This is a genomic window from Burkholderia sp. HI2761 (genome assembly GCF_002223355.1).
Taxonomy (GTDB): domain Bacteria; phylum Pseudomonadota; class Gammaproteobacteria; order Burkholderiales; family Burkholderiaceae; genus Burkholderia.
Genome location: NZ_NKFN01000007.1, coordinates 1,023,404 through 1,043,107 on the forward strand (window position 1 = coordinate 1,023,404; position 19,704 = coordinate 1,043,107).

General features: G+C 69.1%; 18 protein-coding genes and 1 pseudogene. 9 read left to right on the top strand and 10 right to left on the bottom strand.

The features are described from left to right. Positions 1-79: 79 nt before the first annotated feature. Both CFB46_RS22210 and CFB46_RS22215 read right to left on the bottom strand, forming a co-directional pair. Entirely contained in the window at positions 80-1,459 is a 1,380-nt protein-coding gene (locus CFB46_RS22210; RefSeq protein ID WP_089501301.1) for an FAD-containing oxidoreductase, read from the bottom strand. 181 nt (positions 1,460-1,640) lie between these two features. Beyond that, the gene (locus tag CFB46_RS22215; protein WP_089501302.1) at positions 1,641-2,219 is read right to left on the bottom strand and encodes a hypothetical protein; all 579 of its coding nucleotides are present in this window, start codon (positions 2,217-2,219) and stop codon (positions 1,641-1,643) included. A gap of 358 nt (positions 2,220-2,577) precedes the next feature. Between CFB46_RS22215 and CFB46_RS22220 the strand changes: the two genes are divergently transcribed. The 5 genes from CFB46_RS22220 (at position 2,578) to CFB46_RS22240 (ending at position 8,395) form a co-directional block, all read left to right on the top strand. After that, the gene (locus CFB46_RS22220) at positions 2,578-3,216 is read left to right on the top strand and encodes a LysE family translocator (RefSeq protein WP_027782366.1); all 639 of its coding nucleotides are present in this window, start codon (positions 2,578-2,580) and stop codon (positions 3,214-3,216) included. Positions 3,217-3,523: 307 nt separating this feature from the next. Then, entirely contained in the window at positions 3,524-4,300 is a 777-nt protein-coding gene (locus tag CFB46_RS22225; protein ID WP_089501303.1) for a DUF3348 domain-containing protein, read from the top strand. Between the two features lie 10 nt (positions 4,301-4,310). Continuing rightward, a complete protein-coding gene (locus CFB46_RS22230) occupies positions 4,311-7,118 on the top strand; it encodes a DUF802 domain-containing protein (RefSeq protein WP_089501304.1) in 2,808 nt (935 codons plus the stop codon). A gap of 3 nt (positions 7,119-7,121) precedes the next feature. After that, entirely contained in the window at positions 7,122-7,766 is a 645-nt protein-coding gene (locus CFB46_RS22235; RefSeq protein WP_027782369.1) for an OmpA family protein, read from the top strand. Next, positions 7,763-8,395 (top strand): DUF2894 domain-containing protein, encoded by a 633-nt coding sequence (locus CFB46_RS22240; RefSeq protein WP_089501305.1) that lies wholly within the window; start codon positions 7,763-7,765, stop codon positions 8,393-8,395. Before CFB46_RS22235 ends, CFB46_RS22240 begins: the two co-directional genes overlap by 4 nt. A 15-nt stretch (positions 8,396-8,410) precedes the next feature. Here the strand turns inward: CFB46_RS22240 and CFB46_RS22245 are convergent. The 5 genes and pseudogenes from CFB46_RS22245 to CFB46_RS36550 form a co-directional block, all read right to left on the bottom strand. After that, positions 8,411-8,997: pseudogene (locus CFB46_RS22245) on the bottom strand (NADPH-dependent FMN reductase). Positions 8,998-9,051: 54 nt separating this feature from the next. Further along, positions 9,052-9,642: a histone acetyltransferase gene (locus CFB46_RS22250; RefSeq protein WP_089501306.1), complete on the bottom strand. Its 591-nt coding sequence runs from the start codon at positions 9,640-9,642 to the stop codon at positions 9,052-9,054. A gap of 105 nt (positions 9,643-9,747) precedes the next feature. Then, positions 9,748-9,972, bottom strand: coding sequence for a hypothetical protein (locus CFB46_RS35410; protein WP_143751648.1), 225 nt, complete (start codon positions 9,970-9,972; stop codon positions 9,748-9,750). A gap of 248 nt (positions 9,973-10,220) precedes the next feature. Beyond that, a complete protein-coding gene (locus CFB46_RS22255) occupies positions 10,221-11,504 on the bottom strand; it encodes an isoprenylcysteine carboxylmethyltransferase family protein (protein ID WP_089501307.1) in 1,284 nt (427 codons plus the stop codon). A 127-nt stretch (positions 11,505-11,631) separates the two neighbouring features. Then, positions 11,632-13,935, bottom strand: coding sequence for a collagen-like triple helix repeat-containing protein (locus CFB46_RS36550; protein WP_089501308.1), 2,304 nt, complete (start codon positions 13,933-13,935; stop codon positions 11,632-11,634). Between the two features lie 360 nt (positions 13,936-14,295). Between CFB46_RS36550 and CFB46_RS22265 the strand changes: the two genes are divergently transcribed. Then, on the top strand, positions 14,296-14,694 hold the full coding sequence (locus tag CFB46_RS22265) for a carboxymuconolactone decarboxylase family protein (protein WP_027782376.1): 399 nt from the start codon (positions 14,296-14,298) through the stop codon (positions 14,692-14,694). 57 nt (positions 14,695-14,751) lie between these two features. Here the strand turns inward: CFB46_RS22265 and CFB46_RS22270 are convergent, their stop codons facing one another. From CFB46_RS22270 to CFB46_RS22280, 3 genes are read right to left on the bottom strand one after another with little or no spacing between them, the layout of a single operon-like run. Then, complete coding sequence (locus tag CFB46_RS22270) at positions 14,752-15,735, bottom strand: alpha/beta fold hydrolase (protein ID WP_027782377.1); 984 nt, start codon at positions 15,733-15,735, stop codon at positions 14,752-14,754. 7 nt (positions 15,736-15,742) lie between these two features. Continuing rightward, complete coding sequence (locus CFB46_RS22275; RefSeq protein WP_089501309.1) at positions 15,743-17,326, bottom strand: flavin-containing monooxygenase; 1,584 nt, start codon at positions 17,324-17,326, stop codon at positions 15,743-15,745. After that, entirely contained in the window at positions 17,323-18,249 is a 927-nt protein-coding gene (locus CFB46_RS22280) for an SDR family NAD(P)-dependent oxidoreductase (protein ID WP_089501310.1), read from the bottom strand. The genes CFB46_RS22275 and CFB46_RS22280 overlap by 4 nt, the downstream gene beginning before the upstream one ends. A 103-nt stretch (positions 18,250-18,352) precedes the next feature. Here CFB46_RS22280 and CFB46_RS22285 point away from each other — a divergent pair, with 103 nt between their 5' ends. From CFB46_RS22285 to CFB46_RS22295, 3 genes are all read left to right on the top strand, one after another. Further along, the gene (locus tag CFB46_RS22285) at positions 18,353-18,997 is read left to right on the top strand and encodes a TetR/AcrR family transcriptional regulator (protein ID WP_227789618.1); all 645 of its coding nucleotides are present in this window, start codon (positions 18,353-18,355) and stop codon (positions 18,995-18,997) included. Positions 18,998-19,089: 92 nt separating this feature from the next. Beyond that, positions 19,090-19,362 carry a type II toxin-antitoxin system Phd/YefM family antitoxin gene (locus CFB46_RS22290; protein ID WP_027782381.1) on the top strand — a complete coding sequence of 91 codons (273 nt, stop codon included), beginning with the start codon at positions 19,090-19,092 and terminating at the stop codon, positions 19,360-19,362. Further along, entirely contained in the window at positions 19,359-19,688 is a 330-nt protein-coding gene (locus CFB46_RS22295) for a type II toxin-antitoxin system RelE/ParE family toxin (protein ID WP_089501312.1), read from the top strand. Before CFB46_RS22290 ends, CFB46_RS22295 begins: the two co-directional genes overlap by 4 nt. Positions 19,689-19,704: the final 16 nt, after the last annotated feature.

The window sequence follows — 19,704 nt, forward strand, 5'->3', positions numbered from 1 at the left end:
GGCGTTCCCGGATGGCGTGGCGAGCGGCCATCTTCGCATACCGCCGCGGCGCGGTGCGCGGCCGCCCGCCTGCCGTGCGTCATTCGACCGGATGCAGATCCTGCAGCAGCGTCGGCACGAGCTCCGACACGGTCGGGTGGATGTGCATCGCGCGGCTGATCGTCGTGTACGGCGCGCCGGCGGTCATCACGTCGAGCATCCCGTGCACGACTTCATCGCCGGTCACGCCGAGGATCGACGCGCCGAGGATCGCGTGGCTGTCCGCGTCGACGATCACCTTCATGAAGCCCTGGCTTTCGCCTTTCTCGACCGCGCGACCGACGCGCGTCATCGGGCGCGTGCCGACCAGCAGCCGGCGGCCCGTCTGCTTCGCTTGCGCGAGCGTCATGCCGACGCGGCCGAGCGGCGGATCGATGTACATCGCGTAGGCCGTGATGCGGTCGGACACCTTGCGCGGATCGTCGTCGAGCAGGTTGGCCGCGACGATCTCGTAGTCGTTGTACGCGGTGTGCGTGAACGCGCCGCGCCCGTTGCAGTCGCCGAGCGCCCAGATGCCGGGCACGTTGGTGCGCAACTGGTCGTCGACGGTGATGTAGCCGCGCGTGTCGGTGTCGATGCCCGCGCGCTCGAGCCCCAGATCGTCGGTGTTCGGCACGCGCCCGACCGCGAGCAGCAGGTGCGAGCCCGCGACCTCGCGGCCGCCGCCTGAGCAGTCGAGGCCGACCACGATGCCGTCGCCGTCGCGGCGCGCGCTCAGGCAGTTCGCGTCGAGCTGCACGTCGATCCCTTCGTTTTCGAGGATCTCGCGCACGGCCTGCGACACGTCCTCGTCCTCGCGGCCGATCAGGCGGGAGCCCTTCTCGACGATCGTGACCTTCGAGCCGAAACGGCGGTACATCTGGCCGAATTCGAGCCCGACGTAGCTGCCGCCGACGATCACGAGATGGTCGGGCAGGAAGTCGACGTCCATCATCGTCGAGTTGGTCAGGTACGGCACCGTGTCGAGGCCCGGCATCGAGGGCACCTGCGCGCGCCCGCCGACGTTGATGAAGATGCGTTCGGCTTCGAGCACTTCATCGCCCACGCGCACCGCGTTCGCGCGTTCGAATCGGGCATGACCCTGAAAGACGGTCGTGTTGTCGAGGCCGCGCACCCATTGCTCGACGCCGTGGTTCGAGCGGCCGGAGATCTGGTCCTTGCGGGCCTTCACCGCCTTCATGTCGACGGTGACGGGGCCGCCGATCGACACGCCGTATTCGCTGGCGCGCCGGGCGAGCTGCGCGGCGTACGCGCTCGCGATCAGCGTCTTGGTCGGGATGCAGCCGGTGTTCACGCAGGTGCCGCCGAAGCGGCCGCGCTCGACGATCGCGACTTTCATGCCGGCGCCGGCGAGCCGCGCGGCGAGCGGCGGTCCGGCCTGGCCGGTGCCGATGACGATCGCATCGAAGTGTTGCGTCATGACGTCCTCCTGTGCGGGTGCAACGAGGAAAGGGGCAGGCGCAAGCCGCATGCCGTGCCGGCGGTCGCCCGCGGGCGACGAGCGCCTATGGTAGACCCGTTGGCCGGCTGTCGCGAGCGGCGGGCGGGCGACGCGCCGGATTGAAAAACGGCGCCGCCGCCGGCATCGCGGCGCGCAGCCTTTAGTCCTTGGGCGTCCATTGCCCGAACGACACCGGCCGGTGCGGGTCGGCGCGCGTGACCGTGACGTGGTCGGGCTTGCCCTCGAGCGGAAACGATTCGGTGACGATCTGGTTCGAAAAGAGCCAGCCGTGCGTGCGCGGGTCGTAGCGGAACGTGATGTAGTCGGTCCAGTGCTGCCCGCACGCGACGAAATTCTGCACGGTGAAATAGCGGCCCTTCACCGAAAAGCCGTTGTCGGCGGCATCGTCGGGGTCGAACGGATCGCACTGGCCGCCATCGTTCGCGCGCAGCACGACCTGATCGTTGCGTGCGGCGAGCCGATACGTGCGATCGGCCTGCTCCTCGTAGATCAGCAGCGGGCGCGGCGACGGCTGTTCGCGCGTATCGACCGCGCGATGCACGACGACGAGAAAGCTGTGTCGCCCGTTGTCGAGATCGGGGCCGGCGTGCGCGACCAGCGGCTGGTAGCCGGGTGGCAATTGAGCGGCGATCGACTTCGGCAGGCCGTCGGCGCGGGCGCCGAGCGGGAGTGCGGCGAGCAGCGGGAGCAGCAGGGCGGAAAGGCGAAGAGCGCGCATGGCGGGAGGGTTGGTCGAAGGAAGAAAAAGGGGGGCGAGCCGCGCGGGGTGACCGATCGCGCCCGGGAAACTCGGTGCCGGGCGTGGGATTTCCGGGCGCGTCGCCGTCGAATTCGATGCCGACGGTCGGGCGCGCATCGTCCTCGCGCGAGATCGCTTCGACGGCAGCGGCAGCGGCGGGATGGCGGGCGACGCGGGTCTCGATCATGGGGCGGCGCGCAATGACGGGAAAGAGGGCCAGCATAGCAGCGCACGACCGCTTTCGGCTACGCGCGAAGCGTGCCAGAATCAGCGGCTCGATCGTCGGAAACGACACGCAGGCGCCGGCGCAGCGGCGTCGCTGACCAAGGAGACTTCGATGACCGCATCGGCTGCCGTACTCGCCATCCTGGCTGCGCTGTTTCTCGGCGCGATGATTCCCGGCCCGAGCTTCGTGCTGGTGGCCCGCAATTCGATCGGGCTGTCGCGTCGCGACGGGCTTGCCACCGCGCTCGGCATGGGCATCGGCGGCATCGTGTTCGGCGGCGTCGCGCTGGCCGGGCTCTACACGCTGCTGCAGGCTGTCGAATGGCTGTACGTGGGCCTCAAGATCGCGGGCGGCGCTTACCTGATCTACATGGCGTCGAAGATCTGGCGCGGCGCCGACCGGCCGATCGCGATGGACGATCCGCAGGCGATGGCCGGCGGCAGCGCGCGCAAGTCGTTCCTGACCGGCCTCACGACCCAGCTCAGCAACCCGAAGACGGCGATCTGGTACGGCAGCATCTTCGCGGCGCTGCTTCCGCAGCATCCGCCGCTGTGGTGCTACCTCGTGCTGCCGCCGCTCGTGTTCGCGGTCGAATTCGGCTGGTACACGCTCGTCGCGCTGTGCTTCTCGACGCGCCGGCCGCGTGAACTCTACCTGCGCGCGAAGAAGTGGGTCGACCGCATCGCGGCCGGCGCGATCACGCTGCTCGGGCTGCGGCTGATCCTGAATGCGCCGAAAGCGGGGATCTGAGCGCTGTCATTCCCGATCCGTATCGGCGCCGGCCGCCGGCACGAACCCGCCGCGCCGCTCGCCCGGGCGCGCGTCGGCGTCTCGCGAACGCATGGCTTCCCGATGGCGCGGCCGCATGCGGGCCGCCTCCGGGCATGTTTCCCACCCCCGCCGGGCATGTTTCCCACCCCTCGTCGTCGCCCGTCGAGCCTTGCGCGACGGGGGTTCGCGTGGGTCGCACGGCGCGCCGGGCGCCGCCGCTTCCCCGATTCTGGCGGCCGACGGCCCGACGACGTGTAAACTGCTGCCTTTTTTGACGGTTTGCAGCATGGTGCACGCATCTCCGCGCCCGGCGTTGAGCGGTCCGACGCTCGTCCGGCTGCTCGCGCGCCTGGCCGATGCCGACGTCGCGGAATCCCGGCAAACGTTGTCCGACCGGCTGAGCCAGTGGCTCGGCTGGACCGACGCGATCACGCTGTCGTCCGCGCTGAATGCGAGCCCGCCGGGCGTCGCGGCCGGCGTGCGCGGCTACGACGCGGAGCGCGACTGCGCCCGCGTGCGCCACGACCTCGCGCAGGCGATCACGGCCACCCGGCCGCGGGCGCGGCGCCGGCCGGGCGACCTGCCGCCGCCGGCTGCCGACACGGCCGATTTCGCGGACTTTCGCCAGCGTTATCTGACCCTGCAGCAGGACATGGAAACGGCGATCGGCCAGTTGCGCGGCCGCCTGCGGGTCGCGCTCGCCGCGCGCTCGTCCGGGATGGCGCGGCTCGCGACGCTCGACACGATCATGGAGCGCGTGCTCGGCGCGCGCGAGCGCAGCCTGCTGTCGGCCGTGCCCGCGCTGCTCGGCACGCGCTTCGCGCGGCTGCGCGACGCGGAGCGGCAGGCGCTGGCCGAGGCCGAATCCGCGGCCGCGACGGCCGCTGCCGCCGATACGCCTGCCGCCGAAGGCACGGTGGCCGACACCCCGACCGTCGCGGCGCTCGTGCCCGGCGCATGGCTCGATACGTTTCGCGACGAGATGCAAAGCATCCTGCTTGCCGAACTCGAAGTCCGGTTTCAAACGGTAGACGGGCTGCTCGCGGCCCTTCGCACCTGCTAATCAACACGCTATGTCCAGAATTCGCCTTGATCTCGTTGTCTTCGTCGCCGGTCTGCTCGCAGTGGGCTGGATCGGTGCCGGCTATGTCGCGTCGAACCCGCTGGCGGCGGCCGTCACGCTGCTGATCGGCGCGTGCTACGTCGCCGGCGCATGGGAGCTGCTGCGCTACCGGCAGGCGACCGCCACGCTGTCGCGCGCGGTTGGCGGCCTGACCGAGCCGCCCGCGAAGCTCGACACGTGGCTCGATACGCTGCATCCGGGCCTGCGCGGCGCGGTGCGCGCACGGGTCGAAGGCGCGCGCGTCGCGCTGCCGGGCCCGGCGCTCACGCCTTACCTCGTCGGCCTGCTGGTGCTGCTCGGCATGCTCGGCACGCTGCTCGGGATGGTCGTCACGCTGAAGGGCACGGGCGCCGCGCTCGAGAGCGCGACCGATCTCGATGCGATCCGCGCGTCGCTGATCGCGCCGGTGAAGGGGCTCGGGTTCGCGTTCGGCACGTCGATCGCCGGTGTCGCGACGTCCGCGATGCTCGGCCTGCTGTCGGCGCTCGTGCGCCGCGAGCGGATCGATGCGGCCCAGCAGCTCGACGCGAAGATCGCGACGACGCTGCGCGTGCATTCTTCCGCGCACCAGCGCGACGAATCGTTCCGGCTGCTGCAGCGCCAGGCCGACGTGATGCCGGCGCTGGTCGACCGGCTGCAGACGATGATGACGACGCTCGAGGCGCGCAGCGTCGCGTTGCACGATCGCCAGCTCGACAGTCAGCAGGCGTTTTTCGATCGGACCGAGCGGGCGTACGCGGGCCTTGCGTCGAACGTCGGCGACGCGCTGAAGGAAAGCGCCGCCGAAAGCGCGCGCGTGGCCGGTGTGGCGCTGCAACCGGTCGTCGCCGCGACGATGACGGGGCTCGCGCAGGAGATGGCCGCGCTGCGCGACACCGTGACGGGCGCGGTGCAGCGTCAGCTCGACGGGCTGACGGACGGCTTCGAGAAGACCACCGCCAACGTGACGGCCGTGTGGAACCGCGCGCTCGACGAACAGCGCCGCGCGGGCGACGCCGTCGCGCAGCAGTTGCAGACGACGCTCGGCCAGTTCACCGAGACGTTCGCGCAGCGTTCGTCGGATCTGCTCGACGGCGTCGCGACGCGCCTCGAATCGACCGAAGGCCGCCTGTCGGACGCGTGGCGCGATGCGCTCTCGCGCCAGGAGCAGGTCGGCGAGACGCTGGCCGGCCAGCATGCGCGCGCGCTGGGCGAAGCCGCCGCGACGTTCGAACGCCATTCGACCGCGACGCTCGCCGCGATGCGCGAATCGCACGCCGGTTTGCAGACGCAACTGGCGGCCCGCGACGAAGAACGCTTGTCGGCGTGGAACGATTCGCTCGCCGCGATGGCTGCGAAGCTCGGCGAAGAATGGCAGCGCGCGGGCGTGCATAGCGCCGGCCGCCAGCAGGAAATCTGCGATGCCCTCGCGCAAACGACGCGCGACCTTACCGCCCAGGCGTCGACGTTCGAACAACGCTCGAACGAATTGCTGTCGACGATTCGCGAATCGCACACCGGCCTGCAATCGCAACTGGCGGCACGCGACGAAGAACGTCTGGCGGCGTGGAACGACTCGCTGGCCGCGATGGCCGCGAAGCTCGGCGAAGAATGGCAGCGTGCAGGCGTGCACAGCGCCGGCCGTCAGCAGGAAATCTGCGATGCATTAGCGCAAACGACGCGCGATCTCGCCGCACAGGCGTCGATGTTCGAACAACGCGCGAACGATCTGCTGTCGACGATTCGCGATTCGCACGTCGGTTTGCAATCGCAGCTGGCTGCGCGCGACGAAGAGCGTCTGTCGGCATGGAACGGTTCGCTGACCGCGATGGCTGCGAAGCTCGGCGAAGAATGGCAGCGCGCGGGCGTGCACAGCGCCGGCCGCCAGCAGGAAATCTGCGACGCATTGGCGCAAACGACGCGCGATCTGGCAGCACAGGCGTCGACGTTCGAACAGCGCTCGAACGATCTGCTGACGACGATCCGCGAGTCGCACGCCGGCCTGCAATCGCAACTGGCCGCACGCGACGAGGCCCGCCTGTCCGCCTGGAACGATTCGCTCGCGGCGATGGCGGCCGCGCTGCGCGACGAATGGGCGCAGACGAGCGCGCAGGCCGCCGCGCGCCAGCAGGACATCTGCGACACGCTGGCCCGCACCGCGAACGACATCACCGCGCAGGCGCAGGTTCACGCGAGCGACACGATCAACGAAATCGCGCGTCTCGTGCAGGCCGCGTCGGAGGCGCCGAAGGCTGCGGCCGACGTCGTCGCCGAGCTGCGCCAGCGCCTGTCCGACAGCATGGTGCGCGACACCGCGACGCTGGAGGAACACAGCCGCCTGCTCGCGACGCTGGAGACGCTGCTCGGCGCGGTCAACCACGCGTCGACCGAACAGCGCGCCGCGATCGACGCGCTCGTCAGCACGTCGGCCGATCTGCTCGACCGCGTCGGCGCCCGCTTCAACGACACCGTCGACACCGAGACGCGCAAGCTCGATTCGGTGGCCGCGCAGGTCACGGCCGGCGCCGTCGAAGTGGCGAGCCTCGGCGACGCGTTCGGGATGGCCGTGCAGGTGTTCGGCGAATCGAACGACAAGTTGCTGATCCATCTGCAGCGCATCGAGGCCGCGCTCGAGAAATCGCTCGCGCGCAGCGACGAACAGCTCGAGTACTACGTCGCGCAGGCGCGCGAAGTGATCGACCTGAGCGTGATGTCGCAGAAGCAGATCGTCGAAGACCTGCAGCAGCTCGCCGGCCGGCGGGCGCCCGTCGGAGCGTAACGCATGCACGACGAAATCGACGGCGGCGCGCAATCGGCGCCGGTGTGGCCCGCGTTCGCCGACCTGATGTCGGTGCTGCTCGGCGCGTTCGTGCTGATCCTCGTCGGCGTGATCGGCATGCAGCTTCAGCTCACGTCGAAGCTCGAGGAAGCGGTGCGTGCGCGCCAGCTCGAGGCGCAGCAGCGCAAGTCGCTCGAACAGGCGCTCGCCGGGCCGCTCGCGGCCGGCCGCGTGACGCTCGTGAACGGGCGCATCGGGATCAGCGGCAGCGTGCTGTTCGCGCTGAACTCCGACCAGTTGCAGCCCGCGGGCCGCGACCTGCTGAAGACGCTGGCCAGCCCGCTGGCCACGTACCTGAAGACGCGCGACGAGATCCTGATGATCAGCGGCTTCGCGGACGACCAGCAGGTGCACGCCGGCAACCGCCTGTTCGCGGACAACTGGGAACTGTCGGCCAAGCGCGCGTTGACGGTCACGCGCGCGCTGATCGATGCCGGCGTGCCTGCGTCGTCGGTGTTCGCGGCCGCGTTCGGTTCCGAACAGCCGGTCAGCTCGAATGCGGACGATGAAGGCCGCGCGAAGAACCGCCGCGTGGAAATCGCGCCGGTGCCGCGCAAATCGGCGTCGAACGGAGGAAAGGCAAAGTGACGGGCGACGCGACGCACGTGCGCGCGACGCTCGACGCATGGCGCGAGCAGGGCGCCGATCGGCTCGATCCCGTGCGCTTTCACCGGATCGACGCGCTCGAACGGCGCGCGGCCGTACTCGACGGCGCCGCACGCGCGCTGCTCGACGCGCGGCTGGCGACGCTGATCGAAGGCTTCGCGGAGGTGGTCGCGCGCGCCGATGACGCCGATACCACGCGCGACACGGTGGAAGTCACGGCGCGCGCGCCCGCGCCCGCGCGCGGCGCGCTTGCCGCGCTCGTCGAAGGGCTCGCGCGCGATGCGCAGGCCGATCGGCGCGGGCTCGATCCCGAACTGGTCGACTACTTCCGCACGATGTGGTCGAAAGTCCGCACGGAACAGCAATACCGCCAGTCGCTCGACCAGGTGCCGCGCAACGCGGGGCCGCTCAATTCGAACAGCCTCGTGCACCGCTCGCTCGCGACGATGCGCGAGCTGTCGCCGGACTATCTGCAGCAGTTCCTGTCGTACGTCGATGCGCTCGCATGGCTGGAGGATCTCGCCGGCGGCGGCGCGCAGCCCGAGAAGGAAGCGCCGCGCGCGAAGGCGGCCCGGCCCGCGAAGAAGGCGACGCGCGCGAAGGCGCGATAACGCCACGCCGTGCGTTCAGGCGTGCGGGTTGCCGAGCGCCGGCGCCGGATCGTCGATCGCCGCGCGCAGCGCGTGCAATGCTTCGACGAGCGCCGACGCGAACGGCGAATGTGCGGCGATGCCCGTCGCGTCGAGCCGGCTCCCGAGGATCGGCAGCGCGATCGATGCGGGCTCGACGATGCGCGCCGACATCACCGACAGCGTTTCGCGCAGCGCGGCGTCCGCATGCGTCGCACGCGGCGACGCGTTCAACACGGCCACGGGCTTGTACACGACGGCTCGCATCCCACGACCCAGTCCAGCGCGTTCTTCATCACGCCGGTTACGCCGTGCGCGTATTCCGGGCTGGCGATCAGCACGCCGCCGGCCGTGTTCAGGCGGTCGATCAGATCGCGCACCGCGGCGGGCGTCGGGTATTCGGCATCGGGATTGAACAGCGGGAATTCGCCGAGACGATCGAAGCGTGCGATGTGCATGTCGCGCGGGGCGACGAGCGCGGCCGCATCGAGGAGTGCCGCGTTGTACGACTGCGCGCGGAGGCTGCCGCACAGCGCGACGATGTCGAGTGGGCGGGTGACATCGGTTCGGGGATCGATGGTCATCGAACGGCGTTTCGATTGGCGGGTTGAGCTGGCGCGTCGCGCGGGTTCGACGGATTATCGCATCGGCGTGCGGGCCGCATCGCTCATCCCGGCCGCACGCGCGAATTCACCGATTCCCCACCCGCTCCCCAGCAACAGCCGCCGCGTATGCAGCGCACCGTGCACGTCGTCGGCAACGGTTTCGCCGAGATAACGCAGCGCACGGCCTTCGACATCGACGAAGCCATGCCGGTAATCCTGCGCGAGCGCCGTCCACAACCGCGCGGCGCCGACCGACTGGCGCGCGCCGCTGATCAGGCACAGGCCAGCGTCGAGTCCCCAGCGGTACAGCGTCGTCGTGAGACCCTGGCGTTGTGCCGAGCCCCGCAGCCGCGTATGCGGTGCGCGCAGGTAGCGGTCGGCGCGACGCGGGAGTTCGGGCAGGCGGTTGAACACCGTATAACCGGCGAGCTGGCGCGCGGCCGGATCCTCGACATACAGGAAGTATTCGCCGTCCGCTTCGCGATGGCGGACGATCAGGCCCGAGCGGCCGAGTGCGACGGCCGGCAGCCCGTGCAGGCGATGGCCCGGCTGGTGGAGGCGTTCATAAAGGGTGTCGAGTTCGTCGTCGATGTCGTGCTGGGAATGCTGTACGTCGATACGCATGGCAAAAGCCGCCCGTCCCGGGCGGTTCGGGAAAGAGGTTCATCGCAAAAGGGAACGGAAGCGGGTGCGGCCCCCGGGCTCGGCGAAGCGAGCCGGGGCCGCGAATCAGCTGGGGATGTGCTGGAAACCGGCGGCGATCGCGGCGAGGCCCGCGATGCAGAGTGCGAACAGGATCAGGACTTTGTGGATCACGCCTCTTTCCTCATGAATGCGCGGCGCCGGCGGGCGGCGTCGCGGAGACGGTGAGCGGCGGGCACGGCCCGCACGGCCGTCGTGCGGGACGACGGTCGGGTGTCCGGCGACGGATCGGACGCGGACGGCCAGCACCATACGCGACGCGTCGGAGGCAGGCAATCGGACTGACGGAGAAAGGCGACGAAAAGCGGAGAATCGCGGTGTTTCGCGACAATTGGCCGCATGGGGCGGGTTGAAACGCCAGGAGGTCCACGCGCAAGCGCATCGTCAAATGCTGGAGGGCGTGCTTGGAAAGGTGTCGTTGCGGGTGCGACGCTCGCGACAGGCAAGTCGACACCCACGTGAGGACTGGAGCGGCATGGATGACCGCTCCGCTCGCTCCGTCACACTACCTTCCGAGCGCCGAACGTCTGCCTGATCCGCGCGAACAAGCCGTGCTGCGCGATCCATTCGGCATACGCGCGATAGTCGGGATCGCGCATCAGGTGACGCTCTTCCGTCTTCGCACGCGTGTAGTAAATCAGGTTGACCGCGACGAGCCCCGCGCAGTGCATGAGCCCGATCTGCCAGCCCAGCGGCTCGACGAACGGCACCGACACCATCCAGTACGACAGGTTCTTCGTGATGTAGGCCGGATGCTTCGTGAGGCGATACGGGCCCGACGTGATGATCCCGCGGTGGGTGAGGTTCGAGAACCGCAGCCCGAACGAGATCGTGCACAGCGCGTAGGTCAGCAGCAGCAGGATGATCGTCGCGCCCCAGATCACGCGCAGCGTCGGCGCCGACAGCAGCCAGTTGTCCCAGAACACCGAGCCTTCGTAGCGGATGTAGTTGTTCGAGATCAGCGACCAGAACGGCTGATAGCAGATCAGCGCGGCCACCCAGCCGAGCGTCGTCGGCTCGACGGTGCGCACGTGGCTGTCGAGGATGCGGAACGTGCACAGGTAGCCGACGGTGCCGAACATCAGGTCCATCGTGAACGACAGGTCGTACATGAACACGAAGGTCGCGATCGTCATCGGCGCATGCATCGCGTTCGCGAGCGACGCGCTCAGATGATCGGCGTCCTTCGACAGGTAGACGGTCATCAGCGGCAGGAAGAACGCCTTCACGCCCCAGCCGGCCAGCATCTCGCGCACCGGCTTCCAGCTCGTGGGCTGCTCGCGGCGGAACAGGAAGCGGCCCCACAGCAGGTACGCGTCGTCCGTCTCGCGCTGGTGGCGGTCCATCCACGCGAAGTAGAACGGCGCGGCGACGATCACGTACGGCGCGAGCGAGCGCAGCAGCGACCAGAACGGCAGGTAGAACGCGCCGTGGTATTCGGGCAGCAGCCAGTAGAGGAGGCCGATGCCCGCATAGATCGACGTCAGCGCGCCGAGCCGTGTCGCCACGCGCGCGATGCCGAGCGACCGGACGGCCTGCCGCGACAGCCCCGCGCTCGGGCGCAGGTAGACACGCGAGATGAAGAGTTCGTGCAGCGCGATCGTGCCGATGATCGCGAGGCTCGCGATGACCGCGCGGGTGGCCGCGTCGAGGGCCGGGTGGTCGCGCGTGATCCACAGCGCGAAGAGTCCGGCCGTGATGCCGAGCAGGCCGGCGCGCAAGGGCGTGGCGGAGCGGGGTGGGCGGTCCGGGGCAGCGACGACGCCGTCGAGCGTGGAATTCATGATCGGATCCTCGTGGGGATGAGGGCCGGCGCCCCCGCTTGGCGGGTGGCGCCGGCCGTCGGCCGGGCTGTTTATGGATGCGCGCCCGGCCATTGGCCTGTCGTTCTGATACGTGATGCGTTGAAGCTTACTTCTTGGTGCCGCCGCCCAGCAGACCGCCGAGCAGGTTGGTCACCGGCGACAGCAGGTTGCCGGTGCCGCCTGCGGTGGCGCCGCCCGTGCTGCCGGTCAGGCCGGTCACCACGGAGCCGCTGCCGCTCGGCGTCGTCACGGTGCCGGCCGCGCCGCCGGGGCTGACCGTGCCGGTGGCGCCGGCCGAGCCGGCCGGCGTTCCCAGCGCACCCGTGAGCGTGCCGACCGGGCCGCTCGTCAGCAACCCGCCGAGCGTGCCGGACAGGTTGCCGCCCGGCGTCGTGACGGTGCCGGTGAGGCTCGCGCCGAGCGGCGTCAGCGAGTTGACGAGGTTGGTGACCGGCGCCAGCAGGCCGCCGAGGCCCGCGCCACCGGTGCCGCTGGTGCCTCCGGTCCCGCTCGTTCCGCCCGTGCCGCTGGTGCCGCTCGAACCGATGCCGCCGAGTGCGCCCGTCACCGTCCCGAGCAGGCCGGTGATCGGCGCGAGCGGGCCGCCGCTAGTGCCGCTCGTTCCGCTGGTGCCGCCCGAACCGCTCGAGCTGCCGCCGCCGAGGCCACCCGTCAACGTGCCGAGCAGGCCCGTGATCGGGGCGAGCGGATTGCTGCCGCCCGTGCCGCTGCTGGAACTGCCCGCGTTGTTGGCGTTGACGAGGCCGCCCGTCGACGTCACCGTGTTGCCGAGTTGCCCCACGACGCCGCCGAGGCCCGTGCCGACCGGGTTGTCGGTCGCGCCGCCGACCTTCGTGCCCGCGAGCGCGAGGCCGCTGCCGAGCGTGCCCAGCAGGCCGTTCAGCGGCGTGCCGAGCAGCGTCGCGCCACCGAGCGTCTGCGTGACGCCCGGCGTCGTGGCGCCGCCGGTCAGCGTGTTCGTGATCGGGTTGATCACCTTGCCGAGCTGCGTTTCGAGCTGCTGGACCGGCGAGCTGTTCAGCGCCGTGTTCAGCGCCGATGCGGTCGAATTGACCGCGGTGCCGACCGTGTTGACGAGGCTGCCGACCAGGGTCGTCGCCGGCGCGAGCGGCGACAGCGGGCCGGTGCCGAGGCTCGTCACCGCATTGCCGAGGTTGTTGACCGCACCGCCGGCGCCGGTCAGCAGGCCGGTGGTCGACGTCAGCGTCGGTCCGAGCGGGTTCGCCGACACGCCGATCGAACCGAGGCCGGCCGCGACGCCGTTGCCGAGCGATTGCACGCCGCTGCCGAGGCTGCCGACAGCGTTGCCGATGCTGGTGGCCGTGGTCGGGTTCGTGCCGGGAATCTGCACGCCGCCGATCTGAGCGCCGCCGTTCACGACCGTCGTGCCGAGCGCCGTCACGAGGTTGCCGGATTTCTGCAGGACATTGCCCAGGGGGGTGACGCTGGTGCCGGAGGTGCCCGAGGTACCCGACGTGCCCGAAGTACCGGAGGTGCCCGACGTACCCGAGGTGCCGGAAGTACCCGAGGTACCGGAGGTGCCGGAAGTACCCGAGGTACCGGAGGTGCCCGAGGTGCCGGAAGTGCCCGAGGTGCCCGACGTCCCGGAAGTACCCGAGGTGCCGGAAGTACCCGAGGTGCCGGAAGTACCCGAGGTGCCGGAAGTGCCCGAGGTGCCGGAAGTGCCCGAGGTGCCGGAAGTGCCCGAGGTGCCGGAAGTACCGGAAGTACCGGAAGTACCGGAAGTACCGGAAGTACCGGAAGTACCGGAAGTACCGGAAGTACCGGAAGTACCGGAAGTACCGGAAGTACCGGAAGTACCGGAAGTACCGGAAGTACCGGAAGTACCGGAAGTACCGGAAGTACCGGAAGTACCGGAAGTGCCGGAAGTGCCGGAAGTACCGGAAGTACCGGAAGTGCCGGAAGTGCCGGAAGTACCGGAGGTGCCGGAGGTGCCGGAAGTGCCGGAAGTACCGGAGGTGCCGGAGGTGCCCGAGGTGCCGGAAGTGCCCGAGGTACCGGAAGTGCCGGAGGTGCCCGAGGTGCCCGAGGAAGTACCGGAAGTACCCGAAGTACCAGAGGTGCCCGACGTGCCCGAGGTGCCCGACGTACCGGAAGTGCCCGAAGTGCCCGAAGTGCCCGAAGTGCCCGAAGTGCCCGAAGTGCCCGAGGTGCTGCCCGACGTGCTGCCGGACGTACCGGATGTCCCCGACGTCCCCGACGAACCGCTGCCCGACGTACCCGAAGTCCCCGAACTACCGCCCGTCCCCGACGTGCTCGGCTTGATCGTCGGCGGGGTGGTCGGTCCATCGACCGAGCCGCAGCCGTACAGCGCGAGGAGTGACGAGACGGCCATCGTTACCGTCGTCTTCTTGAAGAAAGTGTGCATGTTGGCCTCGACATTGGAAGTGTGTCCCAGCCTTCACTGCAAATTCCGCGCCATGATAGGTTTCACGAAACGGTGTCGCGATTTGTTGCGGAAATCGGGAATATCGATGCGATTTAAACGGAGGAATGGCGGTTTCGCGCGGCAGGCGCGCGCGGTGCGTGAACGTCCCGGCTGCGATGTTCCCGTAAGGCGCCGTAACGCGCGGCCGGATGTTACGTAGCGTTCGGCCGTCCGCGACGCGAACGGCCGCGAACCGAGCGCCGCATCTTTGACGAAACCCCGCCGCGCGCATGAACATGGCAGGACATCTCTCGGCTGCCGGCGACGCCGAAGCGGCCCCGACCCAACCAGGACACGGACATGAGCGAACAGGACAGGGAATACGGCAAGGCGCGGCGGATCGACGTGATGGGCGAGGCGTTCGTCGAGCGCGCGATGCGCGACCTCGACGGATTCTCGCGTCCGCTGCAGGACTGGCTGAACGAACATGCGTGGGGCAGCACGTGGCAACGGGGCGGGATCGACCTGAAGACGCGCAGCCTGTGCACGTGCGCGATGCTGGCGGCGCTCGGCCGCGGCACGGAGCTGAAGGGGCATATTCGCGGCGCGCTCAACAATGGCGCGAGCCTCGTCGAGATCCGCGAGGTCTTGCTGCACAGCGCGCTGTACGCCGGCGCGCCGGCCGCGGTCGAGGCATTCCGCAGCGCGCGCGAGGTGCTCTCGGATCTCGGCTTGTCGATCCCCGACGACGAAGCCTGATTCCGCCGCGGCGCCGGCTGCCCGGCGCGGAATCGGGCCCCGCGTCGTTGCCGCGATCTACGCGATGCGTACTGGCTGCGCGGCGACGTCGACCGGCGCGGCGGCGATTTCGAGCAGCCAGTCGGCCGTCGCTTCGGGAATCGTGACCGGCAGCATGTGACCGCCCTCGACGACCTTCAGCCGCACGCGCGCCGATTTCTTCGCGAGCGCGTCGCCGTGCTCGCGCCAGTTCAGGATCGGATCGGCGCGCCCGTACAGCACGTCGACCGGCAGCGCGAGCTCCGCATAGCGCCGCTCCATCGCGGGCAGGTCGACGGGCGCCGACAGCAGGTCCGTCGCCGTCGCGTAGAACACGTGCGGGCGCATCCCGAGCAGGCCGCCGCCCTTGACCGGGAAGTCGCGCGGCACGTCCTCCGGCGCGAACACCTGACGCACGGCCTTGCGGCCCGTCAGGATCGTCAGCGGGATCGCGAAGGTCCACGACACGAAACGGCGCACGAGCGGCGACGGCAGCATCAGCGGCTTGAACGGCGCGGGCGGTTCGGTCTGCTCGTGCGACAGCGGCGCGATCAGCGCGAGCCGGCTCACGCGGTCCGCATGGTTGAGGCCGACCGCGAGCGCAATCGCGCCGCCGAGCGAGTGGCCGACCAGCACCGGCTTGTCGAGCTTCAGCGCGTCGATGAACGCGGCGACCGTGCGGGCCTGCGCGAACACGTTCGCCTGCGAGGCCGCGCCGCGCAGCGAGCGGCCTGCGCCGGGTCGGTCGAGCAGGATCACGCGATGCCGCTGCGCGAGCCGCGTGAGCGGCAGGTACGCGAAATTGCGCCATTGCCCCGCCAGCCCGTGGACGAACACGATCGGCGGCCCGTTACCGTATTCGACGTAGTGGATGCGGTCGCCGTCGATATCGACGATGCGCCCTTCGGGCGGAAACGCGCGCGTCACGCGACGGGCCACGTAACCGGAAAACAGCGCGAGCGCGGCGAGTACCGCGACGACGCCGAGCAGCACGTTCTGGATCAGATGGAGCACAGGAGTCATGTCGGCCTCAGCGGGTTTCGAGTGCGGGTTCGGCAGCCGGCGCGGTGGCGGCCGGGCCGGTTTTGGCGCGGCGCTCGAAATGCATCGCGGAATCGGCGAGCGCGCTGAACTTCAGCGACGCGAGATCGAGCACGTAGTTCTGGTGGAATTTCCACGGCTTGCGGTGCCCCTGCTTCGGCAGGATGCCGGCCGCGCGCTGGATGTAACCCGAACTCAGGTTGACGGCCGGCACGTCGCCGAGATCGCCGGCGCCGAGCCGCGGCACGCACGTGTCGTACCCGTTTGCGCGCATGTGATTGAGCAGCCGGCACACGTAGCGCGCGATCAGCTCGGCTTTCAGCGTCCACGACGCATTCGTGTAGCCGAACGACGACGCGAGGTTCGGCACGTCGCTGTACATCATCCCCTTGTACGACACCGTCTCCGGCAAATCGACCGCGCGGCCGTCGACCGTGACCCGCGCGCCGCCGAGCATCTTCACCTTCAGCCCGGTCGCGGTGACGATCACGTCCGCGTCGAGCTGCTGGCCGCTCTTCAACTTGAGGCCGGTCGGCGTGAAGCGCTCGATCTCGTCGGTGACGATCGATGCACGGCCCGCGCGAATCGCCTTGAACAGATCGCCGTTCGGCACGAGGCACACGCGCTGGTCCCACGGCATGTAGCGCGGCGTCAGGTGCTTCGCGACGTCGAAGTCTGGGCCGAGCTGCCTGCTGGCCGCGCGGATGATGAATTGCTTCGTCCGGTCGGGCTTGCGGCGCGACACGTTGTACAGGTACATCGTCAGCAGGACGTTCTTCACGCGTACCAGCCGGTGCGCGAGCCGCGACGGCAGCACGCGGCGCAGCGCGTTCGCGATCTTGTCGCGCGCGGGCAGCGACACGATGTAGGTCGGCGAGCGCTGCAGCATCGTCACGTGCCGCGCATCGGCCGCCATCGACGGCACGAGCGTGACGGCCGTCGCGCCGCTGCCGATCACGACCACGCGCCGGTTCGCGTACGACAGATCCTTCGGCCAGTGCTGCGGATGCACGAGCTGGCCCTCGAACGTGTCCATGCCTGCCCAGTCGGGCAGGTAGCCGGCGTCGTAGTCGTAGTAGCCGCTGCACATGAACAGGAAGCGGCAGGTGTAGACCAGCGTGTCGGTCGCGCCGTTTTGCGTGCGTTCGATGCGTACCGTCCAGCGCGCGCGGTTCGAATCCCAGTCGGCCGCGACGACCTTCTGACCGAAGCGGATCGTCTCGTCGATGCCGTAGGTGCGCGCGGTGTCGCGGATGTAGTCGAGGATCGTCTGCCCGTCGGAGATCGCTTTGTCGCTGTGCCACGGCCGGAAGCTGTAGCCGAGCGTGAACATGTCGGAATCCGAACGAACGCCCGGATAGCGGAACAGGTCCCAGGTGCCGCCGATCGCGTCGCGCGCCTCGACGATCGCCACGCTCGCGTGCGGGCAGCGCTGCTTCAGGTGATACGCGGCGCCGATGCCGGACAGGCCGGCGCCGACGATCAGCACGTCGAGGTCGTTGCCATCACCATGGTCGCGGCGAGCGCTGGAGGCGGGCGGCGCGTCGCGCCGGTCGGTCGTCGTCGAGCTCATGCGGGGTCCTTCGTCGGCGTGGTGGGGTGTGCGGCCGGGGCGTGGGCGCGTTCTCCCACGGGGACTTCCTTCGGGCGGAGGTTGCGTGCGCGGGCGCGGCGCACGTGGCGCAGCATCAGCCACTGGTAACTGGCGCCGAGCAGCCGCGCGATCCTGTCGAGCCGGCGCGCGTCGGCGCCGACCAGCACGCGGCGCGCATTGCGCTCGACGCCCGCGAGGATCTGCCGCGCGGCCTCGTCCGCCGTCGTCGCGTTGATCAGGCGGTTGGCCTGGCGGCGATGGGTCGCTTCGTCCTGCCCCGTCAGTGCGTGGATGCTGGTATCGACGCGGCCCGCGTCGACGATGTTCGTCGCGACGCCGCCCGGATGCACGCAGGTCGCGCTCACCGGCGCGCCGTCGAGTTCGAGTTCCATCCGCAGCGCCTCGGTGAAGCCGCGCACCGCGAACTTGGTCGCGTTGTACGCGCTTTGCGTCGGCATCGCGACGAGCCCGAACAGGCTCGACGTGTTGACCACGTGGCCGTCGCCCGACGCGCGCAGGTGCGGCAGGAACGCCTGCGTGCCGTGCACGACGCCCCAGAAGTTGATGCCGACGATCCATTCGAGATCGGCGATGCGCGCGGTTTCGGCGCTGGCGGCCAGCGACACGCCCGCATTGTTGAAGATCAGGTTGACCTTGCCGTGTTCGGCGCGGACGAAATCGGCCCACGCGAACACTGCGTCGCGGTCGGCGACGTCGAGCCGGCGCGTGCTCACGCGTACGCCGTGCCACGTACACGCGGCCGCCGTGCCGGCGAGACCGGCATCGTTGACGTCGGCGAGCGCGACTTCGCAGCCGCGCCGTGCGAGCTCGACCGCGAGGCTGCGGCCCATGCCCGAACCGGCGCCCGTGATCGCGGCGACCTTGCCGGAAAACCCCTTCATCCGTCGTTCCTCCCGTTCCGCTTGCGCTGCATCGGCGGCGCGTCTATTGTGGTGTTTGTCGTCACCACTTTAGTTTTCGGGTGTCCTGATGTCAAATAGCGGAATGGAGAAAGCACTCGAAACGGAAAAAAGAGGCCGGTCGTATGGCGGCGTGGCGCCCGAGGTACGGGCCGCCGAGCGGCGCGACGCGTTGATCCGCGCGGCGACGCGCGTGTTCGGCACGGTGGGTTTTCGCAAGGCGACCGTGCGGTCGATCTGCCAGGAAGCGAAGCTGAACGATCGCTATTTCTATGCGGCGTTCGACAGCACCGAGGATCTGTTGCGCTGCACCTATCTGCATCACGCGCAGCAGTTGCATGACGCCGTCGCGGAGGCGGTCGCCGCGCGCGGCGGCGAGTTGCGCGAACGCATCGACGCGGGGCTCGCCGCGTTCTTCGCGTTTCTGCGCGACCCGTGCGCGGCGCGGGTGTTGCTGCTCGAGGTGATGGGCGTGAGTGCGGATACCGACATGATGTATCAGCGCATGCTGATCGACTTCGGCAAGCTGATCATGGCGATCGGCGTGCCGCGCGAGCCCGTGACGCCGGCGGAGCGCACCGAGCAGCGGCTGATCGGGCTGGCGCTGGTGGGGGCGATGACGAACGTCGGCGCCGCATGGCTGCTCACCGAATATCGCGATCCGGAGGCGCAGGTGGTCGCGAGTTGCAGGAAGGTGCTGTTGGGTACGTTGGGGGAGGCGGGCCGGTAAGGACGTCGGGAGCGGTCGACTATCCCATCTCGGGCGAGACTGAATTCAGACTATAATCAGTCTCATCCGGTGTCTGGCAAAGGACGCGTTCCATGAAATTCTCGACTCAAGTCAAGCCGATCAGCTATCTCAAGAGCCACGCGGCCGAGATCGTCAAGGACATCTCGGAGAGCCGCGAGCCGATGCTCATCACCCAGAACGGCGAGGCGAAGCTCGTGGTCATGGACGTCAAGTCGTATGAGGAGCATGAAGAGACACTCGCGCTGCTGAAGCTGCTTGCGCTGGGCAATCGCGAGATCGACCAGGGGCACTTTCGTCCCGTCGAGGAGGTCTTTGCCGACCTCGACAAGGACGACGATCAATGACGTTACGCGTTGTCGTTCTTCGCTCCGCGGAAGAAGATTTGAAGGCGTTGAAGCGTTATCTTCTGTCGAACTTCGGCTCGGAAACCTGGCAAGTCAGCTATCGCCAGATCAAGGACGCCATCGCGTCGATCCGTGCTTTTCCGGCTCAGGGCAGGATTCCCGACGAGCTGGCGCATATCGACCTCAGTCAGTATCGCGAAGTCGTTGCGGGAATGAATCGCATCATTTACGACGTGCGCGACGACACGATCCATGTGCATATCGTGTGCGATACGCGCCGGGATCTGAAGTCGTTGCTGATGAGACGGCTCATGCAGGCGTATTGAGCGCCGACCTTCGCGT